Below are 18,427 nucleotides of genomic sequence, written 5' to 3' on the forward strand. Positions count from 1 at the left end.
AAAAACATTGAGGAATCACTATGAGTTCTTTAAGCAACTTATCGCTTCAGCTTGCGAGAAACAGCACCACCGCCAACCAGAAAGTCGTACGCGCGGGTGAAGATCCTGCAACATCGGAAGACATTCAGGCGTTCTACTCGCTCATACTACAGCAAGACTTCGCCAACTTTGCCTATCTGGAGCAAGGGCGCGTCATTCACGAAACGATCAAAACAACCATCGAGAGCTTTCAGTGATTTGAAAGCGCTCATCATTGACTGGTTGAAGAGCGGCAAAGAACAAATAACCTTACTTGAAGGACAAGATGACATTGTGATCCGCCTTCATGTTAGTGGGGTATTGGTAAGCGTCAGGCTGACTTCAACTTCATCTAACAACACCGAACTGCAACATTGGATGCGGATCGGCTCTGCGAGTCTGAATCACTTTCAGGGCGCAGTAGCGCAAGCATCCAGCTGTGGCACCCTCTGGATTATCCAAAGCCTTCAGGTTGCGCCTGACGAGCATCGCGTGTTGGGTAGCATCGAATCTCTGCTCAACCAACGGGATACCTGGCGCGCCATGTTCGCACGCCTGAATAAACCAGCCCATACACCCAAACCAACTTCACTACGTGCGTTGCGGCATTAATCAGGAAAGCTCCTATGCATAACAAGATTTCCCAACACACCTGCTTGCATATTGATCCGCCTGACACTTCATCCAGACGCGCGAAATGGCAATGGCTGGCACTATTAGCCTGCGTAATGGCTCCAGCGCACAACCTGCTTGCAGCCATCCCCTCAGAATGGAAAAACACCGCCTACGCCTACGAGGCCGAGCATAAACCGCTGCGGGAAGTGCTCGACGACTTCGCCCAGACCTTTGGTACGCAACTGCAAATCGAAGGCCTGCTGGAGGGCGACGTAAACGGTAAGATCCGCGCGAATACCCCGCAGTCCATGCTGGATAGACTCGGCGTTGAGCACCGTTTTCAATGGTATCTCTACAACAACACCCTATTCATCAGCACGCTGGACCAGCAGGAATCCGCGCGCCTGGAAGTCTCCTCGGAAACTATTTCAGACCTCAAGCAAGCGCTGACCGATATCGGCCTGCTTGATAGCCGTTTCGGCTGGGGCGAATTGCCCGAAGACGGTGTCGTATTGGTCTCCGGCCCCAAAACCTACATCGAACAGATCAAGCAGTTCAGCAGCAAACGCCGCTCGGCGGACGAAAAGCAGAGCGTGCTCAGCTTCCCGCTCAAATTTGCCAACGCGGCAGACCGCACCGTGGATTACCGAGGCGAAAAACTCGTCGTTCCCGGCGTCGCGAGCATTTTGCGGGGACTCTTGGAACCCCGTTCCGCCTCAACGCTTTCGGGGATGAGCCAACCCACCTCATCCCAACCATCCCCTCTGACACCCAACGCGCCTCGGCTGGGCAACCCGTTGCTGGGCCAAATGCTCGGTGCAAATGGCAACACAGGGCAGTTGGACGCCGGCCCCACAATGACCACGCGGGCGCCGACATCCAACAGCCGCATCCGCGTCGAAGCCGATGTGCGCAATAATGCCGTGCTGATCTATGACCTGCCGGAGCGCCAGGCCATGTACCGCGAGTTGATCACCCAACTTGATGTCGCCCGCAAACTGATCGAAATCGATGCAATCATTCTCGATATCGAACGGACGCAATTGCGCGAATTCGGGGTGAACTGGGGTTTCCAGAACAGCCGCTTCCGCGGCGGCGTCAACATGGCGCCTGGCACCTCGTCGCAAGTATCGATTGAAAACCGTGATCGTTTCTACGCCGATATTCGCGCGCTGGAGGCCAAGGGGCTGGCAACCATGGTCTCCAACCCGTCGGTGCTCACCCTGGAAAACCAGCCGGCGGTGATCGACTTCAACCGCACCCAATACATCACTCCCGGTAGAGATTACGCAACCATTTTGCCCGTCACGGTGGGCACCAGCCTCCAAGTGGTTCCCCGGGTAACGACGGGGCGCGGCGTTCACCAGATCCATTTGGCCATCGATATCGAAGACGGTAATTTCGACGAAAGCAACCCCGAGCGAGACCCCAATCACCCCGATGTACGCCGGGGCAAGGTCAGCACGCAGGCCGTGATGCAGGAAAAGCGTTCTCTGGTAGTGGGTGGCTTCCATGTCACCGACAGTTCCGACCAGCAAAAGAAGATCCCGCTGCTGGGGGATATTCCGTTGCTGGGCAAGGCGCTGTTTTCCTCGACAGAACGCCACAACAATCGACGTGAACGCTTGTTCATCCTCACACCCCGCGTCATCGGGGACCAGGACGACCCGTCGCGCTACTTGCCACAGGACGATCAGGCCGAGTTGCAAGCGGCCCTCACACCGTTGGCCAGACGCTACTCACCGCATCAGCCGGTGATCAAACGCAGTGACATCATCACCACGCTGGCGCGCTTGGTCAGTGGAGAAGTCCCCAAGTCTTTCAGTGCGGCACCAATGCCTCTGGCACTGAACACCTTGTGCAGCACCCGCGATTTGCTGGCGCTCAATAGCGAACGCAGCCAGTGGTACGCCGGCCCGGAATACAACGTGGCGGTTGTGGTGTTGCGCAACCAGTTCAAACGTAATGTGCGTATCGATGAAAAGGAATGCAGCAACTCGCAGACCCTGGCGGTCACTGTCTGGCCGCGCGCCTGGCTCAAGCCGGGTGAAGAAGCCGAGGTATTTATCGCCATGCGCCCGGTGGTGAAGGATGAACACCTCAGTGTGCCCCGCCCCTCCTTGATCACTCCAGCTCAGAAGGCCACACCATGATGAACCGACTGTTGTGCGTCACCTTGATCGGCGCCGCGATGCTCTTCACCGGCTGTACGCCGACGTGCAAAGGTGATTCATGCTCACGCCCGCAATCGAGCCAAGACAAAATGGTGATCTGGTGGCCGCCGCAGATGCGCGTCGAGCCCGCCCCCTCCGGTGAGCGGGCGGATTACCAAACGGTATCACTGGAACGATGAGACACCCGGATATGCCCGACGACCCAAGGCAGGCATTTTTCGACAACCTGGTGAGTGGCGCAGCCGCTCACCTGCCCCTGGCGCCCGGCATCAAGGTCTGCGCACAGCGCGCCGGCCAGCGACCCGGGTTAGCCTTGTGCATCGCGCGTGAGGCTTTGCAGGCCGGGCAATTGCAACGGGTGCTGGAGCGACGCTTTGAGCAGGCAGTCGCGTTCGATGGCTGCTTTATCTACCTCGACCCTCAGCATGCCCTGGTGATCTGGCATGCACTGCCGGCAACCACCAGCACGCTCGACAGGATCCTCAGCCGGATGCTGTCGCTGGCCACCCTGCAAGCCTTGGACACCTGATTAGCGTCGCTCAAGCTCGGGAAGCTCCAGGGTTTCGCGCTTGGCCTCATCATCGAGCTCACGCAGGGTCCGGTAAATCAGCGCCACGGCCTGTAAGGTTTCGCGTGGGATACCAGCGCCCAGTTTTTTCGTATAGAGCGTGCGCGCCAGCCAGACACACTGGATCACCGGCACGTCGGCCGCCTTGGCGCGGCGGATCAATGTGCGGGCTTCATCATCCGTACCTTTGCTCACCAACATCGGCAGTGGTGTCTTACCCGGACGGTAATACAGCGCGACGGCATAGTGCGTCGGGTTGACCACCAGCATGTCGGACTCCTCGAGCTTGGGCAGCTTGACCTTTGGTTCTTCCTGAGCCAACTGGTACGCCAACGAACGGCGTTGCCCTTTCACATGGGGGTCGCCCTCCATGTCCTTGTACTCTTTGACGACCTCCACTTGGGTCATGCGCATGCGCTTGGCAAAAAAGTGCTTGGACAGGATCATGTCGACAAGCGCCAGCACCAGCAGCATGCCCAGGCACACGTGCAGCAGATGACGGAACAGCGCGATCAACGCCACGATGTAGCTTTGCAGGTCACTGGTGGCCAGGTTGATCAGAGTGCCCACTGCGGGCCAGATCACCACATACAGAATCAAACTGATAAGGAAGGCTTTCGCCACGCTCATCAGCAGGTTCATCAACTGCTGGGCAGAGAACATCTGCTTGACCTGACTGACGGGGTTGAGGCGATTGAAATCCATCTTCAAGGCCTCCGGCGCAAACAGCAGCCCGAACTGCATCCAACTGCTGATCAGCTTCGTGGTAATCGCGACCCCGGCCATCAACAGGGCAAATGAAAAGAACACCCCCAGCGCGTCGAACAGCACCTCTTCCAGCGCACGCGTGAAGGGCTGGTTCAGCCGTGACATCGGCAACAGCATCAATTGCTGGAAGCGTTGCAGGCTGGTCTCGGCGGTGGCCAAGGCAATTTCACTGATCGCTGTCAGCGCCAGCAGTTTTGCGACATCCTGGCTCTGGGCGACCTGACCTTTCTTGCGTTGGTCACGCAGTTTCTTGGCGGACGCCGGGTGCTTTTTTTCGCCTGAGTCACTCATGGCACTGCGACCTTGAGCAAAACGCCCAATGAATGTTTAAGGTCGCCCAGCAGGCTTATACGCCCGACGATCAGATCCTGCAGCAGCGCAAAGTACAACAACAGGATGCCAATGCCCGCCAGGCTCTTGACCGGTGGCGCCAGGGTACTCACCTGTAACTGCTGGCTGTAGACCCCCAACAGTGCGATACCGAACTCCAGCAACAGCAACACCGCAATAAAGGGGGCGGCATAGAGCATCATGTGGGTGAACGTATCCCCCAGCAGGCCGATAAACACATCAAAGCCATTCACCGCAGGCAGCGGAAACCACACGGTGGGCGGCCAGATCAGGTAGCTGTCCCAGATCACCTGGGTCAGCGTGCCCAGGCCGAGACTGGTCATCAGCAGGAAAATCGCCAGTTGCTTGAACATATGCCCGATCGGCGTTGCATCCGGCCCCAGCGAAGGGTTGAGTTGCCCACCCGCCAAGGCACCCCGCTGGTTATCCAGCAGTGCCCCCACTGACTCGAACATCCAGAACGGCATCGCCAGAAGCACCCCCAGTAAAATCCCCAGGGCCACCTCCTTGAGTACCAACGCAGCCAGCATGATTGCGGAGTAATCCTGGCCCGCCAACGCAGCATGAATACCCGGTGCGGGCATCAACGCCATGACCATCACCAGGGTGTGCCGCGGCATGCCCCGGATGTGTTGAAAACAGAACGCCGCCACCAGGATGCCGCACGGGTAGATACGCGCCATGCCGATCACCAGGCTGGGCAGGTATTCGAGATAGAGCAGCATGGGCGATGCCTCAGTTCAGGGCCGAACGGCCGATCATTTCGAAGGTCAGGTTGATCAGCTGGATCAACTCCACGCCAATCCAGCGGCCGGTCATGATCAGCGTGATACCCACGGCCACCAGCTTGATACCGAAGGGCAATGTCTGGTCCTGTACCTGCATCAATGCCTGCACGAGAGACGTCAACACCCCCACCACCACCGCCACGATCAACGGCGGCGCCGACAGCACCACCACCAGCAACATGCCCTGCTTGAACAGCACGATAGGTTCCATAGGGCACTCAGAGGTAGGAGAGGAACAGACTGTCGAGCAACCGGGACCAGCCGGACACCATCACGAACAACAGCAATTTCAGCGGCAGGGAAATAGTCATCGGCGAGACCATTTGCATGCCCAGCGACAGGAGCAGGTTGGAGACAATCAGGTCGATTACGATGAAGGGGATATAGATCAGAAAGCCGATCTCGAACCCCGCCTGCAGCTGCGACAGCACGAAGGCCGGGATCACCAGGATCAAGTCTTCGCGCTGCACCTGCTCGGCCATCTGCGCAGGCCACAAGCGCTTGGAGTTCTCCAACAGGTGCGTCAGCACATCCGGGTCGATGTTGCGCAGCATGAAGGCACGCAGCGGTTTGATCGCCTCACTGCCTGTCTGCAGAAGCATTTGCACGTTGCTCAAGTCCAAGGGCGAGGCTTTGACGTGCTCGGCGATTTCATACCCCACCGGGGCCATGATGAATAGCGTGGCCGCCAGTGCGATGCCATTGATGGCCATGCTGGGCGGCACCTGCTGCACACCGATGGCGTTGCGGGTGATCATCAGCACAATCACAATTTTCAGGAACGCCGTACAGACGATCAACAGCATGGGCATCAATGACAATGCCGCCAGGAAGACCGCGAGAACTAAGGGGTCCAGCCCTTGAAGGATCATCCGCCGAACATCACGCGGGACAACTGCAAACCCAGGCGCCCGTCGATTTCCACCAACTGCCCCAGGCCGATCGGCCGGTCACCGTAATAGAGACCGGCCATGCCGGGCGCATAACCGGCGACACCCAGTACGGCACCGGGGGCGAGGCTGCGCAACTCGCCCAGGGTGAGGTTCAGTGTTCCGCAGCGTATGTTCAACGCCATGCTCAACTCTTCAAAGGGCTCATGACCGAATACGTCCACAACGGGTTCATCTTCGTCATACCCCGAGTAGTGGGGAGCGATAAATTCTTCATCCATGGAGGTGCCCTCAATCGAAGTCAGTGTCAGACACAACGCGCCTGCGTCATCGTCAATACGCCCATGCAGCCGCTGCCTGCCAACCTGTACGTGGCCAGCGCCCTGGGCCTGGAAAAAATTCTGTTCTGGTATCAGCACATCCCCAGCCCGCAGGCCACGTACCTGTGCAATCGGTAATTGCAGGCGTCCAAGGGTCACGGCAATTGCCAGTTGAAATGACGCTGGCAACGGCGCGGCGTTGCTGCGCCACGACCCGGCATCACACAACGCGAGGAAGCTCTCGGCCGTCAGCCACAGGTAGCCCATTGCACGGGAGGCCCCCAGTGTCACGCTGACTCGACAACCAAACCCCTTCGGGCGCTCGACCTCCAGCAGTCGCACATGGCCCAGCAGTCCTTGCACCTGTGGGCTCAGATGGTGCTGGAACAACGCCCAGAACCAGGAGTCCGGATCGTTGCCCGTCTTGGCCAGGGTCACTGGGCATTCGCCCAGCAGACTGAGCAAGGGACCAGCCTCGGCCAGCGCCAACACCCCGCGTGCCGTTTCGAAGCACAATGACTGGCCCGCAGTGGGCGCACGACCCGGTTCGAGCCATAACTCACCACGCTGCCCCGCGACGTCGAAGGGCAAGCGCAAGCCGCGCCCGAGACGACGGCGTGCGGCAACTATGTCGCCACTGACCCGAGGCAGCGGCACTGCCGGAATCATCATGCAGCCCCGATAGAGGGAAGCAGCAGGCTGACCGTTTGCCCCAACGATTGTGTAAAGCGGTCCTCAACCTGTTGCCGCACGCCATTCAGCCAGCGCGCCGTCGCATCATCTTGTGCGTCCAGGTCGATACTCCAGGCGTTCTGTTCACGGCGCACACTGGCGTTGATCCGCCCCAGGCGGGGCAAGTACAACACCGCCTGCAGCGGCCACTGCGACGCGGCCTGCAGGCGAGGTACCAGTTGCACGGCCAGCGCCTCGATCATCGCCGCAGCGCCCGACGCCTTGGTTCCCGATAGCTGAGGCCCTGCCCCAGAGCCCTCCTCCTCATCCGCCCACAACTGGGAAAACAATCGCGTCAGCTCCGCAGGCAGGACGCCCGTCATGGCGGGCTCTCGCTCCTCTCGCGTTTCACGTGGGCGTGGACGCTCGGCGGGTTTATCTGAAACCTGGGTCATGTCGGCTCCTGCGCCAGTAAAAGAGATAACTCCTGAAGTTTTTCCACCTGTCGCAGGCAGGCGGTGACCTGCTTTTGGGCTCTGCCGACGCAGGTCAGTCGTTCTTCCTGCTGGCCCTGCAAGACTTCCAATTGCCCCATGCCCCGCCGGGTATTGGCCGATAAGGAACGTTCCTGCGCGCCCCAGGACTTCAGCGCCTGCAGGTTCAATACCTGACCCTGGTGCTCACTGAGCAACTGGGCGCTTCGTTCAGCCTCATCACGCCGGATCTGCTCAAGTGCATCCTCGGCCTGGCGGATATTGGCAAGCAGGGCCTGCTGGGCCCGCTTCGCCTCACGCAAGGCACGCTCAGCCCGGTCTGCCCGGTGCCGGCGCAGGCGGCGCAGCGTCTCGACTTCGCCGAGCAACCCATCAGAAGGGGACATAGGCCGTCAGCTCCTTGAGTTGCTCAAGCGTCGTCGCCATCGGCGCAGGCTCACGCAAGTCCTGACGCAGGAAATTGTCCACCGCCTGGCGACTGTCCACCGCCAGGTCGGTCAAGGCATCGCTGCCGGACTGGTATTCCCCTAGCTTGAGCATCAGTTCGATCTGCTGATAGGCCGACAACAAGCGTCGCAACGCCGTGCCCGCCTGGATATCCACAGGCTCGGCGACGTTGCTCAGGATCCGCGAGAGGCTCGCCAGCACATCCACGGCGGGATAGTGCCCACGCTCCGCCAACTTGCGAGACAACACGATGTGGCCGTCGAGCAACGAGCGCACTTCATCGGCCACTGGATCGTTCATGGAGTCCTGCTCGATCAACACGGTGTAGATCGCCGTGATCACCCCCTCACGGGTCAACCCGGCGCGCTCTACAAGGCGCGGCAGCAGGCTGTACACAGAAGGCGGCAGGCCACCGCGTCCGAGGGGTTCGCCGGCGGCCAGGCCGATCTCGCGTTGGGCCCTGGCAAATCGGGTGAGGGAGTCGATCAGCAGCAGCACTCGCTTGCCCTCACGCCGAAAACCTTCAGCCAAGGCCGTTGCCGTAAAGGCTGCACGGGCTCGCTCCATGCTGGAACGGTCGGACGTGGCGCACACCAGTACGGCCTTGGAACGCAGTTGCTCATCGAGTTCATGATCGAGGAATTCACGCAGTTCCCGACCCCGCTCGCCGATCAGGCCGAACACGATGACATCGCACTCCACGTTACGAGCGATCTCGGCCAACAGGGTGGTCTTGCCGCAACCGGCCCCGGCGAACAGGCCCACGCGCTGGCCTTCACCCAGCGTCAACAGGCCATCGATCGAACGCACGCCGGTGGCCAACGCGCGGTTGATGCGCGGTCGATCAGTCGGCAACGGCGCCTCACACAACACCGCGCTGGAGTCCGGCGAGTCAGCCTCGACAAACGCACTCGGACCTTCTCCCGTGATCGGCCGCCCGAAGCCGTCCAGCACCTGGCCCAGCAAAGCCTCGCTGACCTGCACGCGATGCGAGACCCCAAGACGCTCCACGCCCGCGCCCACCTGCACGCCTTCCAGATTGCCCAGGGCGCTGAGCACCGCGTCCTGCTGATCGAAACCGATGATCTCGGCCAGCATGTAGTCGCCCTGCTTTTTCTCGACCCGACACAGATCACCGATACGCGCTTGAGGCAGCCGACACTGCAACAACATGCCATTGACGCGCTGGATGCGCCCCCGCATGGTCACCGGTGCGAAGGTGGCCAGCGATTGGACCTGGCGTTGCTGCCAGGCTTCCAGGCGTGCTTGCAGTTCCGCACTCACCAGCGCACCTCGTAGCGCTGTACGCCGTCGAACACCACCTTGCTGTTGTCGATCAGCACCAGGCGCAGGCCGTCGACTTCATCCCCGACAAACAGGCGGCTACCCTCTTCCAGAACCACGTGACCATTGGGCCCGCCCACGATCTGCACAATCTTGAACGGCAACGTCCCATCGCGTGCGCGCACACGGCTGATCACCGGAACCGCGCTGTCGAACTGCTCGCCAAAACGGCTGAGCATGCGTGCGACCAGCTCAACATCATCCTGTGAGACGTCCCCACTGAGCGCGACCTGCCCATTGATCACTTGCAAACCGACGCGCTGGTTCAATTCACGTTCGCCGAGCATCTTCAACAACTGCTGGCGGACCTCAAACGGTGAGGCCAGTTCGTGCTTTTGCACCACAGGCGGCATCAGCGAGGCCTGGGCCTCAGGCTTCCCGGTGGACGCCATGCCCACCACAATGAAGATCACCGTCACCACCAGCACCAGCGTAATCAGACGCTTCTGCTGAGCGTGCGAAATGGCCGACAACTTAAGCACCGGCACCGGCTCACTGACCCGTGGCGACACCTCCGGTGCAGAGGCTGCAGCCTGGGGCCAGGGCTCATCGGCCAACGTGACGCACAGCCGCACGTTGCCCACCAGAAACGTGGCGTTCAGCGCCAGATGCGCAATCTGCGCCAGCACCTGACCCTCTGCACCCTGCAACAACCCGGCCTCAGCCTGCACCGACCAGTTCGAGTCGATGAGTCGCAGCCGGGCATGCTGCTCGGCGACGCCTGGATCGCTTAGCACCAGGTCAGCATCGGCGTGGGCACCGATGCTCCACTGCTCTCCGAACAAGGGCAGCGCAGCCCCCTGATGCCGCCCATCAAGCACTCGCAATTCAAACATCAGCGAGCCCCCCAGGCCTGACATAGCCAAGTCTTCATGCCACCGCACCACGCATCAACTCGTCCTGGCCCAGGTCGAAGCGCCCCAGCACCTTGACCTTGGAAGAGCTGCCCAGCTCAGCGAAGGACAGCACCGGCACGTGGTTGAACTCCTCCAGCAACAGCGTGCGCAGCGGGCTGCGCAAGTCCTGTGCGACCAGCATCACGCTCTTGAGTTTGGGGCGAACGGGAAAGGCTTGATTGAGCAGGCTGACCAACGCCGCGCTGTGTTCGTCATCGAGGGCGAAGAACACGCCGGTCTGGGTCTGGCGCAGTGCCTCACGCAGGATGTTTTCAGTGTGCGGCGACAGCAACCAGGCATGCAGGCCGTCGGCTTCGCTGTACTGATGGTAGATCTGTGCCTTGAGCGCAATGCGCGCGTAGTCGGCCAGCGCGTCCGGCTCGCGTTCATGCTGGCCGTACTCGATCAGCGACTCGACGATCAGCCGCACGGCGCGCAACGGCACACCCTCGCTGGCGAGGCGTTGCAGTACGGCCGAAAACCGCGACAGCGGCATGATCCGCTGCAGTTCCTGGACCAGTTCGGGTTGGTTGTGCTCCAGCCAACTGAGGATCGACTTGCTCTCCTGGATCCCCAGGAACTGCGGCCCGCTGAGCATCATCGCCTGCTTCATGCGCTCGACGATCAGGCTCGCCGAGGTGAAGCGCTCCAACTGCGGGTCATCGAGCAGAGGATCATCCGGTGCCAGCCATAGCCAATCCTGTTCATCGCGATCCACCAATCCTGGAATGGCATGTGCCGGCTCAACCGTCAGCGCTTTACGCTCCACCGCCACATGGCTGACCACCGATGCCTTGACCATGGGCACTTCGTGCACACAGAAACGCATTTCATCGTCTTCCAGTGAATCGTCGAGTTCCACCTCGAACGGTGGCAGCGTCAAGCCGATATTGGCGACCAGTGCATTTCGGGCCTGGCGGATCGAGTGAACAAGATCCGTCACTTCAGGCGTCCCCCGCAGCACCGGGGAGAATTGCAGCAGGTAGGGCCTCGACGGATCAAACCCACGCAAGTCCTCACGGCCGTTCTCTTCAGGACGCACCGCTTCGGCAGTTTCAGCAGCGGGTTGCTCCTGCCGTTGACGCTGGCGCATCAGGTAGTACCCCAGGCTGCCGGTGACCAGTGCGATCAGGATAAACACTCCAGTGGGCATGCCGGGTACCGCGGCAAACGCGAGCATTCCCACCGAGGCGATCATCCAACTCTTGGGTTCGCTGGTCATTTGCCGGGCAATTTCGGCGCCCATGTTGCTGGCGCCCTTGCGTCCGTCCGGCGCCACACGGGTGATGATCATGCCGGCGGTGAGGGAAATAAGCAGCGCCGGGATCTGTGCGATCAGGCCGTCGCCGATGGTCAATACCGAGTACAGCGTGATGGACTCGGAAGCACTCAAGCCGTGCTGAAACATGCCGGTGGAAAAACCACCCAGCAAGTTCACCACAACGATGATCAGACCAGCGATGGCATCGCCTTTGACGAATTTCATGGCGCCGTCCATGGCGCCGAACAATTGGCTCTCACGGGACAACTGCTCCCGTTTGTCCCGCGCTTGCATGCCGTCAATCAAGCCGGCGCGCAAGTCGCTGTCGATAGACATCTGTTTGCCGGGCATCGCGTCCAGGCTGAAACGCGCCGCCACTTCGGCCACCCGCTCCGAGCCCTTGGTGATCACCAGGAAGTTGACCAGGGTCAGGATCAGGAAGATCACCATCCCCACGGCGAGGTTGCCGCCCACCACAAAGTTGCCGAAGGCCTCGACGATGTCTCCGGCGTCCTGCTCCAGCAGGATCAGGCGTGTCGTGGCAATCGACAGAGACAGGCGAAACATGGTGGTCAACAGCAGGATCGACGGGAACGAAGAAAACGCCAGGGGGCCTGGCAGGTACAACGCCAACACGATCAACAGGCATGAGATGCAGATGTTGAGTGCGATCAGGATGTCCACCAGCCAAGTGGGCAGCGGTACGATAAAAATGAACACGATGGCCATCACCACCACGGCGCCCAGCACTTCTGCGCGTTGCGCGACCTTGAGCAGAAAACCGTTGATGGCCGAAAGCGCTGTCACGCCATGACTCCCAGCTCACCCGGAAAACGCGCGGGGCCACGCGTCATCCGGTCCAGCTCACCGATTACCGCCAGGAAGCCACGCAAGGTTTCTTCGCGTACCCGACCGTCGAGCCATATCGCCAAAGGCAATTGCTGGATCACGGGATAAAGCGCATTGAGGGCCAGCAATTGCTGGGCATTCGAACTCCCTGACAGATCGCTTCCAAGCCGCAGGATTTCAGCAGCCGCGATACCGGCGCCCGCGTAACCCAGCAGGCGTTGCAGCAGGCTCACGGCATCATGATCGATACCCAGGCGTTGCATCAGGGCATTGCAACCGGCTAACACGCCGCTCAACTGCCCACAGCTTTGCAGCCCAAGTAACAGGGTACGCAACAGCGGCGTTGGCAGTGACGACACCTTGGCCGCGATGTCGTCCGCCAAAGCCTTGCGCATCATCTTGAGCCCGTCGGCAAACCGTCCTTCGCCATAAACCCCCAGCAGCGCCTGCATCATCGTCGACAACGATTGACGCGCGACCACACTGGCGTAGTAGAGCGTACGCAGCGCCTGGCGCTCCTGTGGATCGGTACTCGCCGCTTGCAGCGCCACGGCAATGTTCAGGCCAGCCTGGATCTCCCCTTTGAAGCGGACCTCCAGCTTGGCAATTGCATCACGGGCCAACGCAGCTTCCGATGGGCGTATTTCAACATCGGCCTGGGTTGCCACATATTTGAGTACCACGAACGCACGGGCGGGGTCTCCACCCGCCAGTTCCAGCAATTTGTCGACATGGGGATGCTGCAGCAACTGCCAACGGATACGGCGCGAAAGACTCGCGAGGGTCGCCTGGGCAGGGTGACCCAACTGATCATAAATTTGCGCGAGCTGCTCGGCCGGCGGCACGCGCACACTCATCATGCGCTGACTCAACGGTTGACTGTTGTTTTGCACTTCCAGGTTGAACAGGTGGGCGAGCTCATCCATGCCAGAAGCCGGCGCCGGCATGGAGGCCGGGCTGACGGCAGGTTGATCCAGCGGCTGGACCGTTTGCACATCCGGGGAGGATTCGACTTTCATGGACAGACCTGAACAGGAAGAGTGTTTCCCTGTGTGGCAAGGCCAGCGCAAATGGTTCCAAAAAGTCAGATCACACGAAAAGTTTGAAAAGACTTGCACAGACCTTCAAGGCTCTATGCAAAGGGCTGCACGAAAAAATACATTTCAAAAAAAATTATCGATATAAATCATAAAGTTATGAAAATTATTTTCTTGGCATAGCCAGTGCAAAAGGGGTTCCCGTCGACACCTTTTCGACTGCGTCTACACCAAGGAAACAATCATGAATATCCCTATTGAAGCTTTAGCGCACCTCGTTGGCAGCTCGCCTCAATTCATGCTTCACCTGACAGACTACCAGCAAAAAAAACTGCGGCGCTTCATTCATAAGCGCGTACTCAACCCGGAAGATGCGGATGATCTTCTGCAATTGACTTACTTGGAAGCCTGGCGCAACCGAGAGCGTTTCAGCGGCAATGCCACGCTCAGTACGTGGATGTGCGGTATCGCGCAAAACCTGATCCGCAATCACTTCAGGCGCTTGTACGCCAAGCCCGTGCATTGCGAGTTTGATGAGTCGCTCTGGCACGGCCAGGAGGACAACCACAATCTGGATTGGGAATTTGAGGTCAACCGTCGCCTGGAAAAAACCCTGAGCGCTATCGATCATCTGCCGACGGAAATGCGCAAGACGCTGTACGCGTCACTGGAAACCGACGGCAGCTATCAGGACACCGCCGACGCGCTGGACATTCCTATCGGCACCGTGCGCTCACGCCTGTCACGGGCCCGCGAGCAGCTCAAACGCGCCACGCACAGTCCGAAACTCCCTTAGCGTCAGTGCACGCGTTGAGCGGCAGGGATATCTGCTCAACGCGATCACATTTTGCGGGGCCTCGGCAGGGCGAATACTGATCCACTCGTCGCCAGATCCGCTGATTTCGCTTAAACAGTTGAAAGCGTAGATAAAAATTCAAAATAAATACTTGACGCATTCCCGTTCTACGCGAATAATGCGCGCCACTTGGCTACATAGCTCAGTTGGTTAGAGCATAGCATTCATAATGCTGGGGTCCGGGGTTCAAGTCCCTGTGTAGCCACCAAGTACCGATCCATAGATGTCTACAGCAGTCTATGAATCACCTCAAGAAGCCCGCCTAGTGCGGGCTTTCTTGTTTCTGGCGTTTCAAAACACCACAGCCTCACAGCGCCTTCTCCTGAACGCCCTCCTTCCTGAAACCCCATTTCGCCTTCAGTTTTGCGGGGGTTCCCGCGCCTCAGTCGGAAACACCTGACATCCAAAGCCATTTACTTCCAAGCATTCTCCACAGGGTTTGAATACAGCCACCTTGTCCTGAACCTCCCACTGAGGTTGCTTGGATATGAAACAAGGATGTCACATGACAGATAATTCAGAGGGGGCTTCATGCCGACAGCACCCCTGATCATTCCCGAAATACAGCTTCCGTTTTCCTGCCCGCCGCCACGTTCTGACAGCCATCAGTTGCGGGAACATGCCCTGGCCTGGGCGCAACGATACGGCTTGATCGGCCGTCGAGGCGCGCACCGGCTAAGCACCACTGCGCTGCTCGACCTGGGGATAGCGCTGTGCGGACAAGCTCCGACGCACCAGGCCGAAACCCTGGTGTGCTGGTATCTGTGGGCACTCACACTCGATGACCGGATCGATGACGGCCCCTGGGCAGAAAACGGCGTGCTGGAACGTTTCGTCGCAGCGGTGCAGTCCATAACCGAAAGCGACGGTGTCGATTCACCCGATGAAATCGGCCGGCTTGATGACCCAATGCTCAGTGTCCTGATCGATGATCTGTGGCCACGGACACGGAGCTGGGGTGATGAGCATTGGTGGCTTAGGCTCGTACGCAATTTACTCGGGCATCTGCGTGCGCAGGCGACCCTGGTGAGAATGCGCGAAACCGGCACGGCGCTCACGCTGGCCGAATACCTGCCGTTGCGACGGGATTCGTTCGGCGCACTGTTCTTCTTCGATCTCATCGACGCGGCCGAAACGCTCGATCCCTACGAGCATTCAGAAAACATCGTCTGGTGGAACACACTCCGCGAGCACGCGGCCGATATCATCACCTGGACGAACGACATCCACTCGATTGCCAAAGATGTGGTGTGTGGCGAACGCTTCAACCTGGTTTCCATTCTAGCGGACACCCATGGCACCGACTGGCCAGCATCGATCGAAGCGGCCCTGCACATGCTGCATACAGCCGTCGAGGCATTCACCCAGGCCTCAGCTCGGCCCCATCGAGCGTCCGCCGCTACCGACCCGGAGCGGCTGCGCCAGGTTGCCCGAGCGGCGGGCGATTGGCACAAGAACGTTTCCCGGTATCACCTGCAGGCCACCGACGCCACGGGTCAGGCCAACCGGCAGGTGGATCTGGCGTGCATCCCCCCTACCCTGAAATCCCGGCAATTCGAAATCGACCCCTACCCCCTTTATGAGCGTTTGCGTACCACGCTGCCCATTGTCTACGACGAGCCTACGGACGTGTGGCTGGTCAGCCGTTATGCGGATGTCAAAGCAGCGTTGACCCACCCAGGAACGAGCAGCAACAACTACAGCTGGCAAATCGGACCGTTGCTGGGGCGCACGATTGTCGCCATGGACGGTTGTGAACACGCCCAGCATCGAGCGTTGCTGAGCCCGTCGTTCCGCAGCAAGGCCCTCACAGTCCTTGAAGCATCGGTCACCTCGGTGAGCATGGACCTGCTGGCGCAGATGCGTGGCCGTTGCCAGGTGGACCTCGTTGCCGATTTCACCTCAGTGCTGCCCGTACGGGTGATGGCTCACGCGCTGGGGCTCCCGGCTGAAACCCCGGAGGAAGTCGCTCGGCTGAAGAACTGGTGTGCCATCGGCTTCGCCTATATGGGCAACTACCGACAGGATCCGACGCTCTTGACCGGCGGCTTATCCAACCGTGACAGTTTCTACGACTTCATCCAGCCCCACATCGACGCCCGTCGCGCGGCGCCCACCGACGATTTGATCTCACATCTTGTGGCCGCACGGATTGACGGTCAGCCCTTGTCCGAGGCATTCGTGCGGGCCTACTGCGCGATCTTGATGACGGCCGGCAGTGAGACCAGCCACGGTGCCCTAGCAAACCTCATCGTCAATCTGCTGAACGAGCCCGGCGTGAAAGAAGCAGTGATGGCTGATCCGGACTTGATGGACAATGCACTCGCTGAAACCTTGCGACGCAACCCTCCTTTGCAACTCATTCTCCGGGAGGCCCGAGAAGCGCTGGAGCTGCCGTCCGGAACCATTCCTTGCGGCGCGACCCTGGCCTGCCTGATCGGCTCGGCCAACCGTGATCCGCACCAGTTCACCGATCCGGACATCTTCACTCTGTCGCGCGCCCATCAGGAGACGAATCATTTTGCGTTCGGCGCAGGGCGTCATTTCTGCCTGGGATCCATGCTTGCACGGATGGAAATCACCCTTGGCGCTCGCCTGCTGCTACAGATCTTTCCAGACGTGCGCTGGGCTCCAGGGTTCCAGCCCGCCGAACACGGTTTCCTCAACCGCTGCCCTCCACGGCTGGAGGTCGTACTGTGAGCACCACTGACCCAGCCGAGGAGCCCAGCTACACCAACAGCTATCTCGGTGATCAGCATGCCGGCCAGTTGGCGCGGATGCGTACCCTGGAGCGTGCCTTTGACCCGCTGAGCCAAACAGTGTTTGGCCAACTGCCTCTTCCGGACAAACTGACCCTTCTTGACCTCGGCGCCGGTGCCGGATCATTCGCTGGCTGGCTGAGCACGCGCTACCCCGACGCGACGGTCATTGCCACCGACATTGACACCCGGTTTCTCAACGACATACCCGGCATTCAGGTGGTCACGCATAATGCCGCGACCGATGATTTCCCCGCCGCCTATTTTGACCTGGTGCACGTCAGGGCCTTGTTGTGCCACCTGCCCGAGCGTGAAGACATACTGACCAGAGCCGCCACCTGGGTCCGTCCGGGCGGCTGGCTGGTGATCGAAGATGTGAGCTTGCGACCCAGCTTGAGCACGGCCAACCCACTATTCCGGAAAATCGCGCAGGCCGGTTTCACGCTCCTGGAGCAGTCCATTGGCTCCGACATGCTCTGGGCCGATACGCTCCCCGACCGGCTAGGTGAACGGGGACTGTGCAATATCGGGTGTCGCACCCTCGAAGGCCGCATCGGCGACGACAGCCCGGCCGACGCATTCTGGGCGGCAACCACAGCACAAGCCGGACCGACGTTACTGAAGCTCGGGCTGCTCACTCAGGATGACCTTGATGCCATGGCCAGGCTGCGCGCCTCTGCGACCTTCACCGAGGCAGCGTTGACGTTCATCAGCGCCTGGGGGCAAGTGCCCGAGCGCGACTAGACAGCCGTAACTGAACAAAAGAGGACACCGAATGACAGACTCCGTGATTTTGGTCGACGCACACGATCGTCAGATTGGTGTGTGTGATAAACGCGACGCACACCTGGGAGCGGGCCAGCTTCATCGCGCATTTTCGGTTCACCTGATCGACAGTGCCGGGCGCCATCTGATCCAACGTCGTGCCGCAGGCAAAATGCTTTGGCCTGGGTTCTGGTCGAATGCCTGCTGCAGCCATCCGGCACCTGGCGAGACTGTTATGGACGCAGCGTGTCGTCGTCTGCGCGAAGAGCTGGGGATCTGCGCCTCCTGCCGCTTCCTGTACAGTTTTGAATACCATGCACGCTTTGGGGTGATCGGTGCGGAACATGAGTTATGCCATGTACTGGTTGCTCAATCTGACACGGTGGTCTCCCCGGCCGTCGAAGAGGTCAGCGAGATCCAGTGGCTGAACCGCGCTCAAGTCTCAGCCCAACTCGCAGATCCGGCAGCACACTTCACGCCCTGGTTTCGAATGCAGTGGCGCCGCCTTTTAGCGCAGCACCACTCATTCGATACGCCAACCTCTCAGGCATAAGT

20 protein-coding genes and 1 tRNA gene are annotated in these 18,427 nt (G+C 59.9%); 10 read left to right on the forward strand and 11 right to left on the reverse strand.

Going from position 1 to position 18,427, the window contains the following annotated elements:
- The first annotated feature begins 20 nt into the window (after window positions 1-20).
- The 5 genes from ACP7BX_RS06040 (at window position 21) to ACP7BX_RS06060 (ending at window position 3,336) form a co-directional block, all read left to right on the forward strand.
- Window positions 21-236, forward strand: a complete 216-nt coding sequence (locus ACP7BX_RS06040; RefSeq protein ID WP_178952434.1) for a hypothetical protein — start codon at window positions 21-23, stop codon at window positions 234-236.
- Between the two features lies 1 nt (window position 237).
- Window positions 238-630 (forward strand): type III secretion protein, encoded by a 393-nt coding sequence (locus ACP7BX_RS06045; protein ID WP_314533468.1) that lies wholly within the window; start codon window positions 238-240, stop codon window positions 628-630.
- 116 nt (window positions 631-746) lie between these two features.
- Entirely contained in the window at window positions 747-2,786 is a 2,040-nt protein-coding gene (sctC, locus tag ACP7BX_RS06050) for a type III secretion system outer membrane ring subunit SctC (RefSeq protein WP_426128033.1), read from the forward strand.
- The gene (hrpT, locus tag ACP7BX_RS06055) at window positions 2,783-2,986 is read left to right on the forward strand and encodes an HrpT family type III secretion system protein (RefSeq protein WP_033896942.1); all 204 of its coding nucleotides are present in this window, start codon (window positions 2,783-2,785) and stop codon (window positions 2,984-2,986) included. Before sctC ends, hrpT begins: the two co-directional genes overlap by 4 nt.
- 11 nt (window positions 2,987-2,997) lie before the next feature.
- Window positions 2,998-3,336, forward strand: a complete 339-nt coding sequence (locus ACP7BX_RS06060; RefSeq protein WP_314533464.1) for a transcriptional regulator — start codon at window positions 2,998-3,000, stop codon at window positions 3,334-3,336.
- Here ACP7BX_RS06060 and sctU read toward each other — a convergent pair whose 3' ends face one another.
- Genes sctU through sctW form a run of 11 tightly spaced genes read right to left on the reverse strand, consistent with a single transcriptional unit; the run spans window position 3,337 to window position 13,474 of the window.
- On the reverse strand, window positions 3,337-4,434 hold the full coding sequence (sctU, locus tag ACP7BX_RS06065; RefSeq protein ID WP_033896939.1) for a type III secretion system export apparatus subunit SctU: 1,098 nt from the start codon (window positions 4,432-4,434) through the stop codon (window positions 3,337-3,339).
- On the reverse strand, window positions 4,431-5,219 hold the full coding sequence (gene sctT / locus ACP7BX_RS06070; protein ID WP_314533461.1) for a type III secretion system export apparatus subunit SctT: 789 nt from the start codon (window positions 5,217-5,219) through the stop codon (window positions 4,431-4,433). The genes sctU and sctT overlap by 4 nt, the downstream gene beginning before the upstream one ends.
- A gap of 10 nt (window positions 5,220-5,229) precedes the next feature.
- Entirely contained in the window at window positions 5,230-5,493 is a 264-nt protein-coding gene (gene sctS, locus ACP7BX_RS06075) for a type III secretion system export apparatus subunit SctS (protein WP_033896937.1), read from the reverse strand.
- 7 nt (window positions 5,494-5,500) lie between these two features.
- The gene (gene sctR, locus ACP7BX_RS06080; protein WP_033896936.1) at window positions 5,501-6,154 is read right to left on the reverse strand and encodes a type III secretion system export apparatus subunit SctR; all 654 of its coding nucleotides are present in this window, start codon (window positions 6,152-6,154) and stop codon (window positions 5,501-5,503) included.
- Complete coding sequence (locus ACP7BX_RS06085) at window positions 6,151-7,164, reverse strand: FliM/FliN family flagellar motor switch protein (protein ID WP_426128029.1); 1,014 nt, start codon at window positions 7,162-7,164, stop codon at window positions 6,151-6,153. The genes sctR and ACP7BX_RS06085 overlap by 4 nt, the downstream gene beginning before the upstream one ends.
- Entirely contained in the window at window positions 7,161-7,619 is a 459-nt protein-coding gene (locus ACP7BX_RS06090; protein WP_426128027.1) for a type III secretion system HrpP C-terminal domain-containing protein, read from the reverse strand. Before ACP7BX_RS06090 ends, ACP7BX_RS06085 begins: the two co-directional genes overlap by 4 nt.
- Window positions 7,616-8,044, reverse strand: a complete 429-nt coding sequence (gene sctO / locus ACP7BX_RS06095; protein WP_314533453.1) for a type III secretion system stalk subunit SctO — start codon at window positions 8,042-8,044, stop codon at window positions 7,616-7,618. Before sctO ends, ACP7BX_RS06090 begins: the two co-directional genes overlap by 4 nt.
- The gene (locus ACP7BX_RS06100; protein ID WP_426128025.1) at window positions 8,031-9,389 is read right to left on the reverse strand and encodes a FliI/YscN family ATPase; all 1,359 of its coding nucleotides are present in this window, start codon (window positions 9,387-9,389) and stop codon (window positions 8,031-8,033) included. Before ACP7BX_RS06100 ends, sctO begins: the two co-directional genes overlap by 14 nt.
- A complete protein-coding gene (locus tag ACP7BX_RS06105; RefSeq protein ID WP_426128023.1) occupies window positions 9,386-10,285 on the reverse strand; it encodes an FHA domain-containing protein in 900 nt (299 codons plus the stop codon). Before ACP7BX_RS06105 ends, ACP7BX_RS06100 begins: the two co-directional genes overlap by 4 nt.
- Window positions 10,286-10,319: 34 nt before the next feature.
- Window positions 10,320-12,413 (reverse strand): type III secretion system export apparatus subunit SctV, encoded by a 2,094-nt coding sequence (sctV, locus tag ACP7BX_RS06110; RefSeq protein ID WP_426128021.1) that lies wholly within the window; start codon window positions 12,411-12,413, stop codon window positions 10,320-10,322.
- A complete protein-coding gene (gene sctW, locus ACP7BX_RS06115; protein ID WP_426128019.1) occupies window positions 12,410-13,474 on the reverse strand; it encodes a type III secretion system gatekeeper subunit SctW in 1,065 nt (354 codons plus the stop codon). The genes sctV and sctW overlap by 4 nt, the downstream gene beginning before the upstream one ends.
- A gap of 262 nt (window positions 13,475-13,736) precedes the next feature.
- Here sctW and ACP7BX_RS06120 point away from each other — a divergent pair, with 262 nt between their 5' ends.
- The 5 genes from ACP7BX_RS06120 (at window position 13,737) to idi (ending at window position 18,425) form a co-directional block, all read left to right on the forward strand.
- A complete protein-coding gene (locus tag ACP7BX_RS06120) occupies window positions 13,737-14,288 on the forward strand; it encodes an RNA polymerase sigma factor (protein WP_426128017.1) in 552 nt (183 codons plus the stop codon).
- 191 nt (window positions 14,289-14,479) lie between these two features.
- Window positions 14,480-14,556, forward strand: a tRNA-Met gene (locus tag ACP7BX_RS06125).
- A 323-nt stretch (window positions 14,557-14,879) separates the two neighbouring features.
- On the forward strand, window positions 14,880-17,048 hold the full coding sequence (locus ACP7BX_RS06130) for a cytochrome P450 (protein ID WP_426128015.1): 2,169 nt from the start codon (window positions 14,880-14,882) through the stop codon (window positions 17,046-17,048).
- Window positions 17,045-17,851, forward strand: a complete 807-nt coding sequence (locus ACP7BX_RS06135; protein WP_426128013.1) for a class I SAM-dependent methyltransferase — start codon at window positions 17,045-17,047, stop codon at window positions 17,849-17,851. The genes ACP7BX_RS06130 and ACP7BX_RS06135 overlap by 4 nt, the downstream gene beginning before the upstream one ends.
- Before the next feature lie 31 nt (window positions 17,852-17,882).
- A complete protein-coding gene (gene idi / locus ACP7BX_RS06140; RefSeq protein ID WP_426128011.1) occupies window positions 17,883-18,425 on the forward strand; it encodes an isopentenyl-diphosphate Delta-isomerase in 543 nt (180 codons plus the stop codon).
- The last annotated feature ends 2 nt before the right edge of the window (window positions 18,426-18,427 follow it).

Origin of the sequence: Pseudomonas sp. DWP3-1-3b3, from assembly GCF_049896305.1 — a bacterium.
Classification (GTDB): domain Bacteria; phylum Pseudomonadota; class Gammaproteobacteria; order Pseudomonadales; family Pseudomonadaceae; genus Aquipseudomonas; species Aquipseudomonas azotoformans_A.

Coding starts and splice junctions, on each gene's coding strand:
- ACP7BX_RS06040 (WP_178952434.1), top strand. CDS start 21: ATGAGTTCTTTAAGCAACTTATCGCTTCAGCTTGCGAGAAACAGCACC.
- ACP7BX_RS06060 (WP_314533464.1), top strand. CDS start 2,998: ATGCCCGACGACCCAAGGCAGGCATTTTTCGACAACCTGGTGAGTGGC.
- ACP7BX_RS06120 (WP_426128017.1), top strand. CDS start 13,737: ATGAATATCCCTATTGAAGCTTTAGCGCACCTCGTTGGCAGCTCGCCT.
- sctT (WP_314533461.1), bottom strand. CDS start 5,219: ATGCTGCTCTATCTCGAATACCTGCCCAGCCTGGTGATCGGCATGGCG.
- sctO (WP_314533453.1), bottom strand. CDS start 8,044: ATGTCCCCTTCTGATGGGTTGCTCGGCGAAGTCGAGACGCTGCGCCGC.
- sctR (WP_033896936.1), bottom strand. CDS start 6,154: ATGATCCTTCAAGGGCTGGACCCCTTAGTTCTCGCGGTCTTCCTGGCG.
- hrpT (WP_033896942.1), top strand. CDS start 2,783: ATGATGAACCGACTGTTGTGCGTCACCTTGATCGGCGCCGCGATGCTC.
- sctS (WP_033896937.1), bottom strand. CDS start 5,493: ATGGAACCTATCGTGCTGTTCAAGCAGGGCATGTTGCTGGTGGTGGTG.
- sctC (WP_426128033.1), top strand. CDS start 747: ATGGCTCCAGCGCACAACCTGCTTGCAGCCATCCCCTCAGAATGGAAA.
- ACP7BX_RS06090 (WP_426128027.1), bottom strand. CDS start 7,619: ATGACCCAGGTTTCAGATAAACCCGCCGAGCGTCCACGCCCACGTGAA.
- sctW (WP_426128019.1), bottom strand. CDS start 13,474: ATGAAAGTCGAATCCTCCCCGGATGTGCAAACGGTCCAGCCGCTGGAT.
- ACP7BX_RS06130 (WP_426128015.1), top strand. CDS start 14,880: ATGCCGACAGCACCCCTGATCATTCCCGAAATACAGCTTCCGTTTTCC.
- idi (WP_426128011.1), top strand. CDS start 17,883: ATGACAGACTCCGTGATTTTGGTCGACGCACACGATCGTCAGATTGGT.
- ACP7BX_RS06105 (WP_426128023.1), bottom strand. CDS start 10,285: ATGTTTGAATTGCGAGTGCTTGATGGGCGGCATCAGGGGGCTGCGCTG.
- ACP7BX_RS06085 (WP_426128029.1), bottom strand. CDS start 7,164: ATGATGATTCCGGCAGTGCCGCTGCCTCGGGTCAGTGGCGACATAGTT.
- sctU (WP_033896939.1), bottom strand. CDS start 4,434: ATGAGTGACTCAGGCGAAAAAAAGCACCCGGCGTCCGCCAAGAAACTG.